At 31.3% G+C, this 19,759-nt stretch carries 16 protein-coding genes and 1 pseudogene; 10 read left to right on the forward strand and 7 right to left on the reverse strand.

Features of this window, described 5'->3' with window-relative positions; genetic code table 11:
* Nucleotides 1–143: 143 nt before the first annotated feature.
* On the reverse strand, nucleotides 144–3,227 hold the full coding sequence (locus tag ACVC08_RS16240) for a M4 family metallopeptidase (RefSeq protein ID WP_452602836.1): 3,084 nt from the start codon (nucleotides 3,225–3,227) through the stop codon (nucleotides 144–146).
* Between the two features lie 374 nt (nucleotides 3,228–3,601).
* Here ACVC08_RS16240 and ACVC08_RS16245 point away from each other — a divergent pair, with 374 nt between their 5' ends.
* Nucleotides 3,602–4,537 (forward strand): OmpA family protein, encoded by a 936-nt coding sequence (locus ACVC08_RS16245; RefSeq protein WP_452602837.1) that lies wholly within the window; start codon nucleotides 3,602–3,604, stop codon nucleotides 4,535–4,537.
* A 15-nt stretch (nucleotides 4,538–4,552) separates the two neighbouring features.
* On the forward strand, nucleotides 4,553–5,131 hold the full coding sequence (locus tag ACVC08_RS16250; RefSeq protein ID WP_452599110.1) for a hypothetical protein: 579 nt from the start codon (nucleotides 4,553–4,555) through the stop codon (nucleotides 5,129–5,131).
* A gap of 45 nt (nucleotides 5,132–5,176) precedes the next feature.
* Here ACVC08_RS16250 and ACVC08_RS16255 read toward each other — a convergent pair whose 3' ends face one another.
* Nucleotides 5,177–7,009 (reverse strand): tetratricopeptide repeat protein, encoded by a 1,833-nt coding sequence (locus ACVC08_RS16255; protein ID WP_452602838.1) that lies wholly within the window; start codon nucleotides 7,007–7,009, stop codon nucleotides 5,177–5,179.
* 390 nt (nucleotides 7,010–7,399) lie between these two features.
* Between ACVC08_RS16255 and ACVC08_RS16260 the strand changes: the two genes are divergently transcribed.
* Nucleotides 7,400–8,680 (forward strand): tail fiber domain-containing protein, encoded by a 1,281-nt coding sequence (locus tag ACVC08_RS16260; RefSeq protein WP_452602839.1) that lies wholly within the window; start codon nucleotides 7,400–7,402, stop codon nucleotides 8,678–8,680.
* A gap of 23 nt (nucleotides 8,681–8,703) precedes the next feature.
* On the forward strand, nucleotides 8,704–9,102 hold the full coding sequence (locus ACVC08_RS16265) for a DUF7793 family protein (RefSeq protein WP_452599262.1): 399 nt from the start codon (nucleotides 8,704–8,706) through the stop codon (nucleotides 9,100–9,102).
* On the opposite strand, the pseudogene ACVC08_RS16270 reads toward ACVC08_RS16265, so the two are convergent.
* From ACVC08_RS16270 to ACVC08_RS16290, 5 genes and pseudogenes are all read right to left on the reverse strand, one after another.
* A pseudogene (locus ACVC08_RS16270) lies at nucleotides 9,071–10,203 on the reverse strand (DUF5929 domain-containing protein). The gene ACVC08_RS16265 and the pseudogene ACVC08_RS16270 overlap by 32 nt on opposite strands.
* 25 nt (nucleotides 10,204–10,228) lie before the next feature.
* The gene (locus tag ACVC08_RS16275) at nucleotides 10,229–10,969 is read right to left on the reverse strand and encodes a phosphodiester glycosidase family protein (protein WP_452602840.1); all 741 of its coding nucleotides are present in this window, start codon (nucleotides 10,967–10,969) and stop codon (nucleotides 10,229–10,231) included.
* A complete protein-coding gene (locus ACVC08_RS16280; protein ID WP_452602841.1) occupies nucleotides 10,966–11,595 on the reverse strand; it encodes an HD domain-containing protein in 630 nt (209 codons plus the stop codon). Before ACVC08_RS16280 ends, ACVC08_RS16275 begins: the two co-directional genes overlap by 4 nt.
* The gene (locus tag ACVC08_RS16285) at nucleotides 11,592–12,347 is read right to left on the reverse strand and encodes an SDR family NAD(P)-dependent oxidoreductase (protein ID WP_452602842.1); all 756 of its coding nucleotides are present in this window, start codon (nucleotides 12,345–12,347) and stop codon (nucleotides 11,592–11,594) included. The genes ACVC08_RS16280 and ACVC08_RS16285 overlap by 4 nt, the downstream gene beginning before the upstream one ends.
* An 82-nt stretch (nucleotides 12,348–12,429) precedes the next feature.
* A complete protein-coding gene (locus ACVC08_RS16290; protein WP_452602843.1) occupies nucleotides 12,430–13,305 on the reverse strand; it encodes an aldo/keto reductase in 876 nt (291 codons plus the stop codon).
* 162 nt (nucleotides 13,306–13,467) lie between these two features.
* Here ACVC08_RS16290 and ACVC08_RS16295 point away from each other — a divergent pair, with 162 nt between their 5' ends.
* The 6 genes from ACVC08_RS16295 (at nucleotide 13,468) to ACVC08_RS16320 (ending at nucleotide 19,720) form a co-directional block, all read left to right on the forward strand.
* On the forward strand, nucleotides 13,468–14,469 hold the full coding sequence (locus ACVC08_RS16295; RefSeq protein ID WP_452599265.1) for an AAA family ATPase: 1,002 nt from the start codon (nucleotides 13,468–13,470) through the stop codon (nucleotides 14,467–14,469).
* 82 nt (nucleotides 14,470–14,551) lie between these two features.
* Complete coding sequence (locus ACVC08_RS16300) at nucleotides 14,552–15,418, forward strand: DUF58 domain-containing protein (protein WP_452602844.1); 867 nt, start codon at nucleotides 14,552–14,554, stop codon at nucleotides 15,416–15,418.
* 18 nt (nucleotides 15,419–15,436) lie between these two features.
* Entirely contained in the window at nucleotides 15,437–17,146 is a 1,710-nt protein-coding gene (locus ACVC08_RS16305) for a BatD family protein (RefSeq protein WP_452602845.1), read from the forward strand.
* A complete protein-coding gene (locus tag ACVC08_RS16310; RefSeq protein ID WP_452599254.1) occupies nucleotides 17,146–18,150 on the forward strand; it encodes a vWA domain-containing protein in 1,005 nt (334 codons plus the stop codon). The genes ACVC08_RS16305 and ACVC08_RS16310 overlap by 1 nt, the downstream gene beginning before the upstream one ends.
* Entirely contained in the window at nucleotides 18,151–18,660 is a 510-nt protein-coding gene (locus ACVC08_RS16315) for a flavodoxin family protein (protein ID WP_452602846.1), read from the forward strand.
* Between the two features lie 19 nt (nucleotides 18,661–18,679).
* Entirely contained in the window at nucleotides 18,680–19,720 is a 1,041-nt protein-coding gene (locus ACVC08_RS16320; RefSeq protein ID WP_452602847.1) for a vWA domain-containing protein, read from the forward strand.
* The last annotated feature ends 39 nt before the right edge of the window (nucleotides 19,721–19,759 follow it).

The following is a 19,759-nucleotide window of genomic DNA, read 5'->3' on the forward strand; positions in this document are numbered from 1 at the left end:
TAAAAGCGTTGAAGAAAAAAATCGTTCGCGAAAAAGTATGGTTTTTACCGTAATGCAAGAGGTTAAATTTTCCTTCGTTAAACAAAAAAAGCCTCGATTTTCATCGAGGCTTCTAACAATAATTAGTGGTTGGTTAGTTATAATTATTGTTTTATAAACTTTTTAGTGATTATTTTACTATTTGAATTAAACTGAATCATATATAATCCAGATTTTAAATCGCTAACATTAATTTCGTTAGATTGTGTTCTACCTTTTGCAACTTGTTGTCCTAATGCATTAACTATTGTGTACTCTAAATCTGAACTAGATTTAACAAATAATGCATTACCTCTTACTGGGTTAGGATATATACTTATAGTATTAGATAAGTTCTCTTGTGTATCTATTAAAGTATTATTTACAACAGTTGAAGAACCAGAGATAGATAAATTGTCTACCGCCATGTCTCCTTGCCATGTAGTACCTGTAACACCATTAAGTCTTAATTTTACATTACTATTACCTGCATAAGTATTTAAATTAACTGTTGCTGTTTGCCATGAGTTCCCTTGGTTTCCAGATTTACTCCATACAGAGCTCCATGTGCTTCCATCGTCTGTACTTGCTTCCAGAGCTAAACTCCCCATAGCATTAGATCCATACATGTGGTATCTAAAAGTTATTGTTGCACTACTTAAAGAACCAAAATTTAGACAAGGAGAGTTTAAAATTGCTCTTTTTGTTGAATAATTTGGTGTTGAAGATTCCATATAAATATAGTAACTTCCTTGATTAGCACTAGATGGCCCTGTATTTCTTGATGGTGTTCCGCCACTTCTCAATGCCCAATTAAAATCATCTCCACTAGCTTGTGTCCATGACCCTAATGTGTTTTCAAAGCCTTGACTGTACGGGAATGATGTTATTCCAGATGTGCAACCTGTAGGATTACCTCCACCACCTCCAGTAGTAATATTTACAGTGTAATCTTCTACTTCTCCATATTGGAAACTTTCACAAGATGTTGGTACTCCATTATATTTCATAGATACACGTAGTCTTGTTTCTCCAGATGTTGCCGAAGATGGCACAGTAAACGAACCAGAAACTGGTGTTGTTTGAGACGCTGCTTTTGTCCATACTGTTTCTCCTGCATCTGTAAAATCTCCATCTTGGTTATAATCTATAAATACCGCATAACCTTCATTATATATTGTACCTGTCCATGTTGGTGTAATTGTAATTGTAGAAGATGCTCCTACTGATAAATCTGTTGATGTACTTGTAAAGTCTGAATATCCAGTACTAGTTGTTCCTACGCCAGATGTTTTATTTATAGATCCTATTTGTACTCGACTAATATACTCGTCGTTAGTATTGTTTCCGTTAGAGCTACAGTAACTAACGCCACCTCCGCCGCCTCCGCCAGAGTACGCTGCACCAACACCAACGGCATGCCATGCATTTGTTACTGCTATTTCTTCTGCTCCACCTGCACCATATAAATCTTTTGCTGCTTGTATAGCTCCAGTTCTTGCATTTGCAAACGTTGAGTTAGCAGACAAATAATTGTTTAATGTTCTGTATGCAATTTTAGCCGATTTATCCATTCCAATACCAGAAACATTAAATGCATTTCCAATATCATTTGTTCCACTACCTCCTACTACACTTAAATAGAACCAGTAGTTTAATACGCCTGAATTTGTATGTACTCCACAGTAATCGTTTGCTTGAGTTGGAGTTCCACAGTTAGGGTTTTTCCAGTATGTTCCACCATAAGTATCTGGTTGGTTACGATCATTAGGGTTACTCATAGAACGCAATGCTATAGATCCAGATCTTCTATCTATTTCATCTCCTATTAACCATGTATCTGCGCTTGGGGCTGCATCATTTCCATTTCCTTTAGCATAGTGTTCTACTGCTGCTCCCCAAATATCGGAGAATCCTTCATTTAAACCACCAGACTCTCTTCTGTATGCTAAATTGGCTGTATTTGTTGTCACTGCATGACCAATTTCGTGCGCTGCTACATCTAAAGATGTTAAGGCATCAAAGAAACCATTTCCTTCATTTCCATTAGAGGACCCATCACCATAAGTCATTACACTTCCATTCCAAAAAGCATTATCATATCCTGCTCCTCCTGGTTGGTTATCGTAATGTACCCAACTGTTTATTGCAGCACCAGAGCCATCAAAACTATTTCTTGAGTGCGTTGCTTGCCAATAATCGTAAGTTACTTCTGCTCCCCAATGCGCATCTAACGCAGCATTATCTTTATTAGAGTTGTTAAATTCTGCAGCTGTCCAATCGTTATTAGCATCTGTAAAATTCGTTGTTGGGTAACTATTTTGTCCTCCACTATTATAAGTATTAACGCCTCCACCTCTAGTGTTATCTCGTAGAGTATAAGGAGATCCAATTTGTCTAGTAGTAATTGTTCTTGTACCACTGTATCGTGTTGCAGCATTACCTGTTGCTCTATACTCCATTGTTTTTTCTACCGTATGCCCATGCTCATCACTTACTGCACCTAAGTTAGATGCTGAATTAGCATGCTCACCAACGTGCTTTATTACACTATTGTAAAATAAAGGTGCTCCTGTAACGGCATCAATATATAAAACACCTCTGCTTAGAGGTTGTGTTGCATAAATATCGTATTTATATGCTAAATAGGCATTATTAGCAGTGTTTTTACCTTGATAATCTAAATTAGGCAATAATACTAATTCTCCTTCTGGTTTGGTATAACCCAATTTATTTGCTGCTTCTACATTATCCCACATATAGCTTTGAGCTCCTATATGGTTTAATGCTGCTTGTAAACCTTGTTCTTTAGTTAATACAGGTGTAGTATTTACATCTTTAACATTGTAAAACTCTCCGCTCATAGTATTTACTCTACCATTTTTTGCATGTAATGTATAAGTGGCAAATTCTACAGCAACCCCGTTATATTTTTGTTGATATTTATGGTGTACATACCCTAGATTATCTGTTTCAGATTTAATCTGAACAAAAGTGTCATTCTCGCCTGATTGTAATTGATTTTTAAAAAGTGTATTAGCATCTTGTAACCTATAAGATGACTCTTTTTGAAAGACAATTAAACCAGGTTCTCCATTAGCATTATTAATTTTTTCTGAAAGATTTTTTTGTTCTTGACCATAACTTGATGTGCTAACTAGACCAGCAAGTAATGGAAGAGCAAGAACGCGTAGTACTTTTTTCTTCATAATTTAATGAGGTTTTTGGTTGATTAATTAATTTTTTGTGAATTTTATTGAAAAATCCGTAATAAATGTATCAAAACTCGACCGAACAAATAGTCGGGTTTTTATTTTTTTCGATAAAATACATATCGAAAAAAAATCATTCTCTAAAAATTACGGGTTTTCCCGTAATGAACTTATTCTTAAATATTTAGTTATAATTTCAAAAATTATTTAATACATTTTTTACTCTATTTAATGAAGATTACCCTTTTTTTCAATTATTATATGTCATTCGTCGGATATAAACCACTATTTAAAGTTTTTAATACTAAAAGTGTTAAAAAATTATATTTTATTTAATAAATTAATATCACTAACCAAAATAATATAATATAATGAGTAAAAAAACCAGTTATTTTCTAGGGATTTTACTGACTATTATTCTAGGTACAATTCTGTATTATTATTTATGCTGTAAATCTTGTTATGAAGACAGCAACAAAACAACAGAAATTGAGACAATAGTCCCTGAAGCCCCCAAAATTAAAGATCCTACAAAGCACAAATTTTCTATTATAGATTCCAAAAGCGGTATGTCTTTTAAATCTATTGGTAATTTTAATTTTAAAGCTTCAAGCTTTTCTATTCTTAACCCTGTGCCAGAAGACCTAAACTCTGAAGTTAGAAAACTAACTAATTATTTAAACAACAATACTAATAAGGCTATTGATGTTACTGGGCTTTACACTAGTACAGAAAAAAACAATAGTGCTTTCCCTAATTTAGGACTAGCTAGAGCCAATATTGTAAAAAATCATCTTATTAAAAACGGAGCTTCATCTAAGTCTATAAATATCTTTGGAAAAATAAACGATAGCTTAGTACCAAATACAAAAGGTATTTATTTTGGCCCTGTAGCATATTTATTAAAAACAATAGATACCAGCGATAAATCTGCAAATGATGATTTAGCTGCTTTAAAAGAAACGATTATAGCGAACCCTTTAATCATGCATTTTGAAATAGGAAACACTAGTATAAATCTATCTCCAGAACAGCGTGAAAAAGTTGCAAAAATATCTAGATATGTAGATAAAACTGATAATGCTACAATACAAATTATTGGGCATACAGACAGTAAGGGTAAAAGAGCAGATAATATTATATTAGGACAGAATAGAGCTAATGGAATCAAGGAATACTTTAAAAAGAATGGAATCTCTGAATCTAAAATAAAAACCTCTTCTAAAGGGCCAGACCAACCTATTGCAGATAATACTACCAAAGAAGGTCAAGCAAAAAACAGAAGAGTAGTAGTAACCATTAACTAATAAAACAAAAAAATTATGTGGTGTATATTAATCCCAATATTAGTAGGACTTATAAGTGCTGTTTTAGGCTACTTATTAGGGCGACTATTAAAAAACAACAGTAATGTAGATATTAATGTATTTAAGAACAGAATAGCCATATTAGAGGCAGATCTTGAAAAATGCAGAGCCAGCAATAAAAAAAACACTAATGTAGATAATGGTGTTGCTTCTGGTGCTGGTAATGGTGGCTTAGGATCTAACATGATGGCTTCTAATATAACTGCAACACCTACAAGTGAAAATATAAGCACAGTTGTTTTTAATGCAGATGCTGCAAAGTCTATTTTTGGAAAACGTATTAAAGAAAATGACTTAACTGTAGTTGAAGGCATTGGCCCTAAAATACAAGAATTATTTCATAATCATGATGTAAAAACATGGGTAGAACTTGCTAATTGTAGTGTAGAAAAATGCCAATCTATTTTAAACAGTGGTGGAGAACGCTTTAAAATACATAAACCAGGAACTTGGCCTAAACAATCGCTTTTAGCGTCTCAAGGTAAATGGCAAGAGCTTAAAGACTGGCAAGATAGACTTGATGGTGGTAAATAATAAAACCTATCTAAAAAAGCCTTTTAATTAAAAGGCTTTTTTAGTTTAAATAGATTGAATATATTTATCTAATTCTTCTTTTGAATCTAGTTTTAGTTTTTTTCTAATTCTGGAGCGAGCCATTTTAATGGAGTCTTGACTTACACCTCTTATTATTGCTGTTTCTTTTATAGATAGATTTAACTTTATAAAGGCACAGACTTCTCTTTCTGTTTTAGATAGCGATGGGTACCTTTCCATAATTATAGCCTCAAAATTAGTATTAACATTGTTAATATCACTTTCTAATACAGAGAGTCTATTTTCTAATGTAATTTGCGCCTTAACATCATTAATTATAGATAGTAAACCACTGCTTTTATCTTCATTATTTTTATTAACAAAAAGCTCCATTCTCTCTAAAAGAAGTTTTAAAAAATTTGTTCTAATTTTTTTATCTGTAATAATGCTTACAATATCTTTATTTTTAGCTTCTAATTTTTGGTTTAAAATTTTCTTTTCTAAAGTTGTATTTTCTAAAACCAATTTAGTTATTACATTTTCTTGTTTTATTCTAGAGTTTCTAACCTTGAATAATAAAAATAATACTAGAATTATTATTAAAAATAAAAATAACACAGCATACAAGTAGTGCTGTTTTTGTTTTAATTCTTTTTGTTTTAAGGAAGCGATTCTTCTTTCTAGTTTTATTTTTTTCTTATGACTATTTTGAATTAAGTTAACATAACTATTAAAAACATTTTTATTTAATGTATCCTGGTATTTTTCTTTATATTTTAAACTCTCTTGGTATTTAGTAGACACGTAAACATAATCTTCTAGTTTGTTAACCTGTTTTAAATAATGTAATTTAAGTTTTAAATACAACTCGTAACTATTTACATCTGTTTCTTGGTTAATTTTACTTCCAAAAAAAACACTTAATGAATCATCTAATTTCTCAAGGTTTTTATAGTCTTCTAACAGCAAGAGACAATTATACTTTTTTACATCTAATTTACCAGCACTAGTTAAGTGATTATTTAGCCTATAAATATTTGAAGCTTTATTATAACATGAATACGCTTTTTTGTATTCTTTATTTTCGATTTTTATATGGCCTATATTTTCTTCAATGTTTGCTTCAAAAATCTTATGTGGTTTTAATTCCAGATTCAATTCTTTTTTCGCCTTATTAAAATAATGCAAGGCCTTTTTTAAATCTCCTTTACCATTATTATAATAAAAGAACCCTAAATCATTTAGAGACGAGGACAACCACAACTTATTATTTAGTTGTTTCGCTTCTCTATGAGCCTTTTTATATGCTAAAAGAGCATTATCATAATCTTCCTTTACAATATATATTGCGGCTATATTATTATAATTGGTAAACCTTTCTATGTTAGGATTAGGGCAGCTTGTATCCATTAACTTAGAAATCTCATAGTATAGTTTTAGTGCTTCATCATATCTAGATGCCATCTTTAAATAAACGGCGTAATCGGACATAATAGAAATAGCATATATTTCGTTTTTCATGCCATACTCTTCAACGACACGATAGGCTTCAGTAATATAATTTAATGCTTCTATTAGCTTATTCTCATTATGTCCAATTATAGCAAGCAACCTATAACAATATATTTGTAGTTCTATGTCATTATTAATTTTAGCTTTTTCTAGAGTATTTATAGCAAGATTATAACTTTCTTCTGGAGTTTCTAAAAATTTAGCGTTGTAAAAATCATCTTTTATTCCTTTTAAGAGTTTAGAATCGTTTACATTATAATTAGCTAAGCAGTGCTCAGGAAAAAGTTTATCCTGACTGTAGGAAAAGGTTGAAAAAACAAAAAAATAGATAAATAAATAATTAGGAAACATATAAGTAGGGAGCATGCGTGCAAAAATAAATTTTTCTGCATAATCTCTAAATTTGATTTCCAAAAATAGATTGAAAAAAATAGATTGTTACATTTTGTTACCTGTAAATTTCATTTTAAATAAAAGCTTTGTATTAGATTAGCCCACCCCCAAACCACTAATACCTATAATCATGCTATGTATTCACAACTACATTTTCAGGAATCGACTCTGGATTCTAACAAACTATTATTCTACTACATTTTTAGATTTTGTATGCAAATAAAAAGCATGTAGAATCAATAAAATACAAAGATTCTATTGTTCTATATAATGTATAGTTAACTACTAAACATTATAGGGATATTTTACCCTACCGCTATTTCTATAAATTTTAACAAAAAACTAATTAATATTCTATTCATCATGAAAAACAAATTAATTATACTGGTTCAACTTACTGTACTATTTCTCTTCATAAAATTGCCTGCACAGGTAGGTATTAACACAACGTCTCCCAATCCCTGTTCTATATTAGATATTTCATCAACAGATAAGGGCGTGTTGATTCCAAGAGTGAATTTAACTAGTACATACGATACTTTAACAATATTAAATCCAATAACTTCTTTATTAGTTTACAATGTAGCAACAACTACAGGCACCAATAGAGTTTCTCCAGGATTTTATTTTTGGGACGGCACAAAATGGTCTTCTTTATTAGACAACTCTAATACTGTAAGTAATTGGTTAATTACTGGTAATGATAATATTACCTCTAATATTTTTTTAGGTACTACAAACAATAATAATGTAAGTATACGCACCAATAACACAGAGAAAGTAAGAATCACTGTGAAGGGACAAATTGAAACCTACAATATAGGACAATCTGTTTTTATAGGAAGAAACTCTGGAAACAACAGTAATATAAATCCTACTCTTGCAAGTGTATTTATAGGTGAAAACTCTGGATTTAACAACTCTAATGGTATACGTAATACTGCAGTAGGTGCTTTTTCTTTTAGAACCAATAGTTCTGGAATAGAAAATGTTGCTATAGGCCATAATGCTTTAACTAACAATACAAATGGTAATGGTAATGTTGCTCTTGGTTTTAATTCGGGAAGATTAACTACATCTGGAGCAGACAATGTCTCTATTGGTAGAAATTCTGGTCCTAATGCAAATTGGATTGGAAACTCTGTAAGCATAGGCACTAACGCTACAACAACTGGGTGGGGTCAAGTAAGAATAGGTAGTACAAGTGTAAGTAGTATCGGTGGTTTTGCCAACTGGACTAATTTATCTGATGGTCGTTTTAAATTTAATATTAAAGAAAATATTCCTGGTCTAAACTTTATAGAAAAGTTAACACCTGTAAGCTATAATGTAGATTACGAAAAACTAAACACTTTTTTAGGGGTAACTCCTTCCAAAACACATACTAATTTTATTAAAGAGAAACAGGCTCAAAGGCAAATAGGCTTTATTGCTCAAGATGTAGAGCATACTGCAAAAAGCTTAGGCTTTAACTTTAGTGGTGTTGAAATCCCTACAGACAAAAATAGCTCGCATTATGGATTAAGATATAGTGAATTTGTTGTCCCTTTGGTAAAATCTGTTCAAGAGCTAAAACAATTGGTAGATTTACAACAAATAGAAATAGAAAAGTTAAAAGCTTTAATTAAAGAAAATAAAAAATAACCCCTATAAACTAACTTTATTCTATGAGAGCAATTTCACTTTCTTTCTGCAAAATTAATTTTCTAGACAGAAATAGGGTTGCAGAAATAATTATTAACGATGGAGAGCTTTTAAACCTAAAAAAAATAACTGAACTACATCGTGTCCTTTTAAACCAATATAGCTCTAATTCTTTTTATTTATTAATTAATAAAAAAAATAGTTATTGTTATACGTACAAAGCTCAGTTAAGATTAGCAGACTTATCATTAATTAAGGCTATAGCTATAGTTAATTATACGAAAATTAGTGAACTAAGCACAAATTATGTAATGAATTTTGGAAAAAAAAGCAGAATTAAACATAAAAGTTTCTATAACAGAGAGTCTGCTTTAAATTGGCTTGAACATATTAGCTATACTTCACCTTTCTTAACACTCTAACTGCTTCTTTGTAACGTATGTAAATATCAGCGCCAAACTTTTTTAAAAAGGGTTTGGCTGCTTTTAGTTTGTCGAGTGCTTCTGGAAACGAGTTAAGATAACAGATTAAATATTTTACAGGTAAATTTTGTAATTCTTTAACTTCTATTAAATTTAAAGATATCCCTCTTTTTAATTTTTCTAATAAAGCATTATTAGCATTATAGGTATGATATAACATTTTTTTATCATATTGAGGAGGCTCAAAAACTAAAGTACTATCGATTGTGTAATTTGCATTATTTCCAAAATTTATAATCGTCTCTTCAAGAGGGTAATATTTAAAACTATTTTGAAGCCCCAATTTTACGTATTCAACAATTTTAAAACTATTATTATCTATAACAATAGACACCTCATCTAGTGCCGAAAAAACAAACGCACCTGCTCATTTATAAGCTCTATATCTACTCTAGAGTAAAAAATCTCATCCTTAACTTCCTTTTTTTGCCCAGACCAACACACCACAAAATACTCCTTAAACACTTTGTATTGAGGATTGTAATCTTCCCTGTTCTTCATAAAATCAAAGACACCATCTAATGTATACTCTATATTGTTTTGCGAGTGATTTTCTATGGATTGCACAATTTTAGAATTGACATCCTTTATATCACTTTCAAATACTTTTGGCATACTTATGCTACCGTCTCTAAAAAAAACAGTTCCTCCAAAATACTTCCAAATATTTTTCCGAAGAGAGGTTAATTTATCAATAGGGCGAATAGTAACTAAACCAACTACCTTATGTTCTGGTAAATGAGGAAAAGGTACATTTTCATACTGCACTATTGGTGGGTTGGTTAAATATGCATTTATAAGGTTTTGAATTTTACTATCATCAAAAAAATCAACACCTATAATATTATTATCTGCATCTTCAACCCCAATAACTATAAAAGAATTGTTTTTAGGGTTACTATTAGACAATGCGCAAACGTGTTTTAAAAACTTAGCTTTCCCTTCTTTTTGCCCTATATCTATTTTGCGTTTTTTATCATAAAAACTGTTCTCGTCATTATGAGCGAGTAAGTTTTTAATTAAAAGACGCTTATTAATCATAATCTATTTTAATTAGTTATCTATTTCAATCTGTTACACCTATAATAACTCCAAAATCACCTTCTAATTGCTCCCAATGTTTTGCTGGTAAATAGGTTTTAGAAACAAAACCATCTAAATATAACGCATTTTTACACCCATTGTTTTTAAAGTAGGTAGCAAAATCGTAAAAATTAATTTTTGTTTTAGACATTGCAAACAATAACTGCCCATTAGGTAATACCCCTACTCCATTTCTAATATTTAAATTTTTGGAATCTTTATTAAATTTTGGATGCAATGCCCCATCAATTAATAACATTGGTCCAGATTGTGTTGCATATTCAATATTTTTATTAGCGATAAAATTAGATGTTGTTACCACTTTAGCATCCTTACTTCTTGTTACGTAGAAAACACCATTAGGTTGCAAATAAAAATTACCATAGCCCTTTGTTGCTTTATCAATTTCTGAAAGTTCTTTAAAATCTTCAATATATAATCCTTGAGGCGAACCCTCTTTATTATACATCCCACCATTAGTAGCAAATAACAATTGTTTATTATTTTTTTGAAGCTTGGTTTTTAATCTTTTAAAGTTAAAGTAATTAGAGTCGTTATTTTGTTTCCAGTAGAATTGTAGATTTTGGGTTTTGGGATCTGCAATGTAACTTAATATTTCTGGAGATACTGTTAAAACAGTTTTATCTGCTTTTTTACATGAACATAATATAACAAAGCTTGCCAATGTTATAACTCCTATATATACAACTATTTTTTTTATCATAGTAAATGGAGTTCTTTATTTATATTTTCTCTAGCTTTTATTTCAAATTGATTCTTGAAATGTTCTGAAAAAAATAAGGATTTCTTTTCTAAAAAATGCTTTAAGACTTTTTTCCTTCCTTTGTTATACACAAAACTAGGGTACAGGCTATATTCCTTTCTTATGTTTAAGCTGTATTCCTTATAAATATTCCAGTTTGCACCTAATATTGATAAATCTAAATCTAGAAAATATCCATTATCTTCGTTTTTATAACACAATATCTCATGTTTTTTAGTTGAAACGATTAAATCTGATATTAACTGTAATCGTTCTTCATTAATACTAAACGATTTTAAGCAATTTACAGCAAAAATGGCACTTTGTTCTTCATTATCACTTTGGGTAGATTTGTATACAATATCGTGGTACCAAATGGCAAAATGTAACGCATCAAAATCTATAATTCTCTTCTTAACATTCTCCGCTTGAATTAACATATTATAGATATGTGTAGCATTATGGTAATGTCTATTTTTACTCGTGTAAGCTAAACGAATTTCATGCCAAAAACGGTCTATAACTTGTTGGTCTTTACAATATTTTAAAGCCAAATTAGTCCACTCCGTTTTTAACCAATCTATCATATTTCTTTTTTAACAATAGTAGCACTAGCTTGTGCTGTACAAAACATTAAAACATCTGCAATATTAACATGGGGAGGTCTTGATACTGCAAAATAAATAACATCGGCAACATCTTCTGCTTGTAGCGCTTTATACCCTTTATATACGTTATCTGCAACGGCATCTCCTTTGTAACGTACTTGAGAAAACTCTGTTTCTACTAAACCTGGGTTTACAGACCCTACTTTTATTCCGTAATTATTTAAGTCTATTCGCATACCTTCAGTTACCGCTACAACAGCATGTTTACTGGCACAATACACATTTCCTTTTGGATAGACTTCTTTCCCAGCAGACGATCCTATGTTTATAATGTGTCCAGAGCACCTCGCTGTCATTTGTGGTATAATTGCTTTACTTACATATAGCAAACCTTTAACGTTAATATCTAACATAGCATCCCAATCTTCTAGGCTTCCTGTTTCTATAGGATCTAACCCATGGGCATTTCCAGCATTATTTATAAGTATGTCTATTTGCCTAAACGCTTCTGGCAAGCTTTCAATAGCATTAAAAACTGCTGTTTTATCACGAACATCAAAATTTAAAGTATGTATCTCTGTTTGTTTAGATAAAGCTTCTTTAATTGTATCTAAACGCTCTTGTCTCCTACCACAGAGTATTAACTTAATGCCATGTTTTGCAAATTCGTGAGCCGTTGCTCTACCTATTCCACTTGTTGCTCCTGTTATTAATGCTACTTTATTTTTCATATTTATTTTCCACGAAAGAGGATTTTTTTTTAATTCAACTTCTATTTTTACATTATGATTACTGCTTTCACAGAAATCAAAATTAAGGAACTTTATGCCCTTGTGAGGCCACCAACATTAAAAACCAATCTTCTAATTCTAAATCTATTGCTAATGCTTTACTTGCATTACCTATTCTGGTTAGATTCGTCGTTCCAATTACTGGATGTATTCCTGCTGGATGCTTTAAAACCCATGCTAGTAGTAATTGATCTTCGGTGGCGTTATACTTATCCATAAGTTCACCTAACTGTTTATGAATACGTCTAGTTTGCTCTACATCTTCTTTAAAAACAGTACCTAAAGGTGACCACGCCATAGGCTTACAACCTTTAATTATCATATCGTCTAAAACACCATTGTGCATAGCCTTATGTTGTGTTAAAGAAAATTCTATTTGATTAACAGAGACCTCAACAAATTTAGAGATTAAATCTATTTGAGATACCGTAAAATTAGAAACTCCAAAAGCCTTAATTTTACCTTGTTTTTTTAATACAGCAATAGCTTCTGCTATAACTTCTGGATGCATTAATGGGCTTGGTCTATGCAATAACAATAAATCTAAATAGTCAGTTTTTAAATTTCTAAGAGATTCCTCAACAGACCATACAATATAATCTTTACTGTAATTATAATGTTTTACACGATTGTAACTTCTAGACTCTCCAATATATTGAATACCACATTTAGAAATTAATTTAATACAGTCTCTAGCAATTCCACTTTCTGCTAAAGCATTACCAAAATCTAATTCTGTAGTATAATCACCATAAATATCTGCATGATCAAACGTATTAATAGCATTATCTTTACAACAATGCAACCTATCTATTATCTCTTTTTTAGAAAGTTTAGCGCCCCATTTCCCCCAAGTCATTACACCTGCAATAACTTTAGAATACTCATTATTAATCATGTTTTATTTTTTGAACTTTAAAAATAGGGAACTAAATAAGGTTAACGAGTGTTAACAAGCGGAATTTTTAACCAATTATTAACAACGTATCATTAAAAATTTTAACAATTTGCACTTCCCGAATATGAATGTTAAATTCGTGAGTTTTAAAAATCAAAAATGATGGAAGATACAGGTACAATTGATATTAAATCTATTAATGAAAAAATTGAAAAAGAAAGCGCATTTGTCGACATGCTAACGCTAGAGATGAATAAAGTTATCGTGGGCCAAAAACACATGATAGAGCGTTTACTAATTGGTTTATTAGGACAAGGGCATATTCTACTTGAAGGTGTTCCTGGTTTAGCAAAAACATTAGCCATTAACACACTATCTAAAGCAATAGATGGTAGTTTTAGTCGTATTCAGTTTACACCAGATTTATTACCTGCCGATGTTGTTGGTACCATGATATACAACATGAAGGATAATGATTTCTCCATTAAAAAAGGACCTATTTTTGCAAACTTTGTTTTAGCAGATGAGATTAATAGAGCTCCGGCAAAAGTACAATCTGCATTACTGGAAGCCATGCAAGAAAAACAAGTAACCATTGGAGAAGAAACCTTTAAGCTGGACAAACCATTTTTAGTAATGGCAACGATGAACCCTGTAGAACAAGAAGGAACCTATCCTTTACCAGAAGCACAGGTAGACCGTTTTATGCTAAAAACAGTTATAGACTACCCTAAGCAGAATGAGGAACAATTAATCATGAGAGCTAACTTAAAAGGTAGTTTTGAGAAAGTAAACCCTGTTGTTTCTATTTCGCAAATATTAAAAGCACAAGAAGCTGTTCGTGACGTGTACATGGATGAGAAAATTGAAAAATATATTTTAGATATTATTTTTGCAACACGTTACCCAGAAAAATATAAACTAGCAGATTTAAAACCACTCATTTCTTTTGGAGCCTCTCCTCGTGGTAGCATAAATCTTGCAACAGCAGCTAAATGTTATGCCTTTATTAAGCATAGAGGGTATGTAATTCCTGAAGATGTACGCGCAGTTGTATACGATGTTTTAAGACATAGAATTGGTATTACCTACGAAGCAGAAGCAGAAAACATTACCTCTGTAGATATTATAAATAAAATTGTAAACGAAATAGAAGTGCCATAGTCGGCAGTAAACAGTTTGTAGTAAGCAGTTGTTTACTCTCAAACTTTTAAATACTGTTACTGCAAATCGATGACTATAAGAAATGGATACTAAAGAATTACTAAAAAAAGTACGTAAAATTGAGATTAAGACACGTCGTTTGTCTGATCATATTTTTGGAGGAGAATACCATTCTACCTTTAAAGGTCGAGGTATGACTTTTAGTGAAGTTAGGCAATACCAGTTTGGAGACGATGTACGTAATATAGACTGGAATGTAACCGCTCGTTACAACGAGCCTTATATTAAAGTTTTTGAAGAAGAGCGCGAATTGACCATGATGCTTATGGTAGACATTTCGGGATCAGAATTATTCGGAACAGACCAACAGTTTAAAAATGAGGTAATTACAGAAATTGCAGCGACATTAGCTTTTTCTGCAACACAAAATAACGATAAAATAGGGTTAATTCTGTTTACAGACGACATAGAACTTTATATCCCTCCAAAAAAAGGACGTTCTCATGTGCTTAGAATTATTCGTGAGCTTATAGAATTTAAACCTAAAAGTAAGCAAACCAATATTGCAGAAGCTTTTAAGTTTTTAAGAAACGTTATGAAAAAGAAAGCTATAGTATTTGTACTTTCAGATTTTATCGCAGACGATTATAAACAAACACTAAAAATAGCTGCTGGAAAACACGACGTTACAGGTATAAGAATATACGACAAAAGAGAAGAAGCTATCCCTAATTTAGGAATGGTGCAAATGCAAGATGAAGAATCTGGAGAATTAATGTTGGTAAACACAGCATCAAAAAAAATACGTATTAATTACAGTAAATTCTATAAAGAAAAAGTAGACTATTATAAAGACAGCTTTGCAAAATCTGGAGCAGGAACTATAGATTGCCGTGTAGATGAAAGCTATGTAAAAAAGCTATTAGGCTATTTTAAAAGAAGAAATTAAATTAATGACAATTTAATAATGACGTATTACGAATTAAATAAAATAAAAAACAGATTACACCTTAAGCCTAGCAAAACAAATGCTTGGGGTCTTATCTTTTTCTCTATATTATTTTCTATATTCTCTATATCGCTAAATGCACAAGTTAAAACCTCTATAGACTCAACCTCTGTAAAAATTGGTGAACAAATAACTTATAAAATAGAAGTTGAAGTAGACACAACATCATTTGTTGTATTTCCAGAAGGACAAACATTTCTTCCTATGGAAATGATAGAATCTTTTAAAATAGACACCACTAAAGTAAATTCAAAATACAACCTAATTAAAAAATATGGATTAACGCAATTCGACTCTGGTAGCTACACAATTCCAAGACAAAAAATTGTTATTGGAGATAAACCTTTTCTAACAGATTCTTTACGTGTTGAAATAAAAAACATTGCTATTGATACTACTAAGCAAGGCTTATACGACATAAAACCAATTATAAAGGTTGAAAAAAGCCCAAGTAACTGGTGGAAATACCTTTTACTAGTTTTAGCAATTTTAGGCACAATAGCCTTTTTAATATACTGGTTTATATTTCGTAAAAAACCATTAACAGAAGAAGAAGAAATAGCATTACTTCCTCCTTATGATAGAGCTAAGTTAGCCCTACAAAAGCTAGATAACTCAGGGTATCTTGAAAATGAAGCCATGAAAGAATATTATTCTGAGTTAACCTTTATTATCAGAAAATATTTAGACGAAAAAGTCTACGATAAAGCCCTAGAAAGCACAACAGACGAATTAGTTTCTAGATTAAATCTTTTAAAAGATGGCAACCAAATAGAACTAAGCAAAGAAGATATTAGAAACATTGAAACCATATTAAAACGTGCAGATTTAGTAAAATTTGCGAAATCTGAACCAGACATTGCCCTAGCAGAAATTGATAGAAAAACAATTGATCTGGAAATAGACCACGTAAAAGAAGCTTTACCAGAACCCACGGAAGAAGAAAAACTATTAGACCAACAATATAAAGAAGAACAAGAACGTAAAAGTAAACGTAAAAAAATAATACTAGCGAGTGCTATTGTCATTTTTTTAATGCTAGCAACATTTACAGGGTTTGGTATTAAATATGGGTTTGGTTATGTTAAGGACACCATTATAGGTCATGAAAGCAAAGAGTTATTAGAAGGCGATTGGGTTACTAGCGACTATGGAATACCATCAATAACCATAAGTACGCCTAAAGTTTTAAAACGAATAGAGACACCTATCCCAGATGCATTAAAAGGTAAAATTAATGTCTCCACATTTGGTTATGGTAGTTTAATAGATGGCTTTAATGTTATGGTTTCGACAACAACTTTTAATAAACCACCACAACAAAGCAATCAAGAAACAGATAATAAAAATAACACTACAGACTTAAATAAGGCCATTGATGGAAACATACAGGTTTTTGAGCAACAAGGAGTCCAAAACATTATTTTAAATAAAGATAAATTTACCACACCTAACGGAGCCGAAGGTGTTAAAACAACAGGAAGCGGTGATTTCCCAACATTAATAGAAGGTAATACAGAAAAAGGAAAATTTACTTTATTTACTTTTTCTTCAGAAAATGTATTACAGCAAATAATAATGACTTGGAGGCATGACGACACATACGCAGATCAAATTGTAGAACGCATGATTAACTCAATAGAATTAAAACCTAAAGAAGAAGAATAATGTTTGAAGGCATAGAATTTTTAAACAAACCCTTTTTCTGGTTGCTTACACTGCTACCAGTAGCAATATTGTGGTATATACTTAAGCACAAAAAACAAACAGCAGAACTAAAAATATCTAGTTTAAAAGGATTTAAAGTTACCAAATCGTGGCTCCCTAAATTAAAGCATGTGTTATTTGCTATCCGCTTAATAGCATTAGCACTTTTAATAACAGCATTAGCTAGACCACGTACAGTAGATGTATCAACAAAAACAAAAACAACAAGAGGTATAGATATTGTTATGGCTATAGATGTTTCTGCTAGTATGCTTACTAAAGATTTAAAACCAAACCGTCTAGAAGCTTTAAAAAATGTTGCTACCGACTTTATAAAAGGAAGACCAAACGATAGAATAGGTCTAGTGGAATATGCAGGAGAAAGCTACACTAAAACACCTATAACAAGTGATAAATCTATTGTTTTAAGATCACTAAACGAAATAAAATACAACTCTATTATAGAAGGCGGTACAGCTATAGGGATGGGGTTAGCAACTTCTGTAAACAGATTAAAAGATAGTAAAGCCAAAAGTAAGGTTATTATTCTATTAACAGATGGAGTAAACAATTCTGGATCTATAAACCCAAAAATTGCAAGTGAACTTGCTGTAGAATTTGGTATAAAAACCTACACTATAGGACTAGGAACAAATGGTATGGCTTTATCCCCAATATCAAGAAGTAATAACGGACAATTTAGATATGGAAGAGTTCCTGTAGAAATCGATGAAGCATTACTAAAAGAAATAGCACAAGTAACCGGAGGTAAATATTTTAGAGCAACAAACAATAAAAAGTTATCAGCTATATACGACGAGATTAACAAGTTAGAAAAAACAGAAATAGAAGAGTTTAAATTCTATAATTACGAAGAAAAATTCCGCTTTTTTGTTTGGGTAGCTGGCCTTCTTTTATTGTTAGAGTTATTATTACGCTACACAATATTTAGAAGTTTCGTGTAAATGACAAAAGGAATCATCATACAAGCTAGTTCTAGAAGCAAAGGCAACACCTTCGCTATGGTATCTTACTTGCAAGAGCAAACAGGTTTTGATGTGGTAGATTTAAGCACAAAACAAATAGGTCATTTCGACTATGAATTTAAAAACCAAGATGACGATTTTAATGCGCTGTTTAAAAATATTGTTACAAATTACGACACCATTATACTAGCAACACCAATATATTGGTATACCATGAGTGGATTGCTTAAAGTTTTTTTAGATAGAATTTCAGACTTTTTAAAAATTGAAAAAGATTATGGAAGACAACTTAGAGGAATGCAAATGGCTAGCCTAAGTTGCAGTGATGAAAACGAAATATTTGATGGATTCACTATGCCTTTTGTAGAAAGCGCAAAATATTTAGGAATGTTTTATAAAGGGCATATACATACATGGCTTGAAAATGAAACTATTTCTGAAACAATGAAAACAAAAATTAAAACATTTAGTGAACGTATTATAGCTTAACACTAAAACGAAATAAATTATGTTCGATTTATTAGAAGAAAAAATATGGTTTTGGACACTACTAGTTATCCCAGTAATTGTAGTACTATTTTTAGTGCTTCAACTCTGGAAACGTAGTGCGCAAAACAAATTTGCTAACAAAACAATAATAAATAGGTTAAGCCCTAACAAATCTGTTTTTAAATCTATATTAAAACTCATAGTCTTATGCTTAGCATTTGCCTGTCTATCTATAGCTTTAGTAAACCCAAAAAACGGATCTAAACTAGAAACTGTTAAACGAGAAGGTGTAGATATTGTATTTGCTGTAGATGTCTCTAAAAGTATGTTAGCCGAAGACGTTGCACCAAATCGTTTAGATAAATCTAAGCAGTTAGTAACACAAATTATTAATAATTTAGCAAGCGATCGTGTAGGAATAATAGCCTATGCAGGAAAAGCATTTCCGCAACTGCCTATAACAACAGACTATGCCTCGGCAAAAATGTTTTTACAAAACATGAATACCGATATGCTGTCCTCTCAAGGAACAGCAATAGATGAAGCCATTACACTAGCAAAAACCTATTACGACGACGACCAACAAACCAATCGTGTATTAATTATAATATCCGATGGAGAAGACCATGGCGCATCGTCTACAAGCGTAGCAGAAGAAGCTAGCAAAGAAGGTATTAGAATTTTTACTATAGGCGTAGGTGACACTAAAGGAGGCCCAATACCAATAAAACGAAATGGAGTTGTACTTAATTATAAAAAAGACAGGCAAGGAGAAACAGTAATAACACGCTTAAATGAAGACACTTTAAAAAATATAGCAGAAGAAGCTGATGGCGCCTATATAAATGGACGTGTAACAGCTAATGTTGTAGACGAGATAAAAGAAATTCTAAATAAAATGGATAAAACAGAATTTGAAGCAAAACAATTTGCCGATTTCGAAGACCAATTTCAATGGTTTTTAGGCATCGCCATCTTCCTGTTATTTTTAGACATTTTCCTTTTAGAACGAAAAACAGAATGGCTTAAAAAATTGAATTTATTTAACGAAAACTTTTAACCAATTAGCAACACAGCTAATTTTATAAAATCATTAACA

This window comes from Pontimicrobium sp. MEBiC06410 (genome assembly GCF_053601615.1).

What these genes read in the sequence shown, in the direction of transcription:
- ACVC08_RS16260 (WP_452602839.1), top strand. Translation starts at nt 7,400, where the DNA reads ATGAAAAACAAATTAATTATACTGGTTCAACTTACTGTACTATTTCTC.
- ACVC08_RS16275 (WP_452602840.1), bottom strand. Translation starts at nt 10,969, where the DNA reads ATGATAAAAAAAATAGTTGTATATATAGGAGTTATAACATTGGCAAGC.
- ACVC08_RS16255 (WP_452602838.1), bottom strand. Translation starts at nt 7,009, where the DNA reads ATGCTCCCTACTTATATGTTTCCTAATTATTTATTTATCTATTTTTTT.
- ACVC08_RS16320 (WP_452602847.1), top strand. Translation starts at nt 18,680, where the DNA reads ATGTTCGATTTATTAGAAGAAAAAATATGGTTTTGGACACTACTAGTT.
- ACVC08_RS16300 (WP_452602844.1), top strand. Translation starts at nt 14,552, where the DNA reads ATGGATACTAAAGAATTACTAAAAAAAGTACGTAAAATTGAGATTAAG.
- ACVC08_RS16305 (WP_452602845.1), top strand. Translation starts at nt 15,437, where the DNA reads ATGACGTATTACGAATTAAATAAAATAAAAAACAGATTACACCTTAAG.
- ACVC08_RS16245 (WP_452602837.1), top strand. Translation starts at nt 3,602, where the DNA reads ATGAGTAAAAAAACCAGTTATTTTCTAGGGATTTTACTGACTATTATT.
- ACVC08_RS16295 (WP_452599265.1), top strand. Translation starts at nt 13,468, where the DNA reads ATGGAAGATACAGGTACAATTGATATTAAATCTATTAATGAAAAAATT.
- ACVC08_RS16315 (WP_452602846.1), top strand. Translation starts at nt 18,151, where the DNA reads ATGACAAAAGGAATCATCATACAAGCTAGTTCTAGAAGCAAAGGCAAC.
- ACVC08_RS16265 (WP_452599262.1), top strand. Translation starts at nt 8,704, where the DNA reads ATGAGAGCAATTTCACTTTCTTTCTGCAAAATTAATTTTCTAGACAGA.
- ACVC08_RS16280 (WP_452602841.1), bottom strand. Translation starts at nt 11,595, where the DNA reads ATGATAGATTGGTTAAAAACGGAGTGGACTAATTTGGCTTTAAAATAT.
- ACVC08_RS16285 (WP_452602842.1), bottom strand. Translation starts at nt 12,347, where the DNA reads ATGAAAAATAAAGTAGCATTAATAACAGGAGCAACAAGTGGAATAGGT.
- ACVC08_RS16310 (WP_452599254.1), top strand. Translation starts at nt 17,146, where the DNA reads ATGTTTGAAGGCATAGAATTTTTAAACAAACCCTTTTTCTGGTTGCTT.
- ACVC08_RS16250 (WP_452599110.1), top strand. Translation starts at nt 4,553, where the DNA reads ATGTGGTGTATATTAATCCCAATATTAGTAGGACTTATAAGTGCTGTT.
- ACVC08_RS16240 (WP_452602836.1), bottom strand. Translation starts at nt 3,227, where the DNA reads ATGAAGAAAAAAGTACTACGCGTTCTTGCTCTTCCATTACTTGCTGGT.
- ACVC08_RS16290 (WP_452602843.1), bottom strand. Translation starts at nt 13,305, where the DNA reads ATGATTAATAATGAGTATTCTAAAGTTATTGCAGGTGTAATGACTTGG.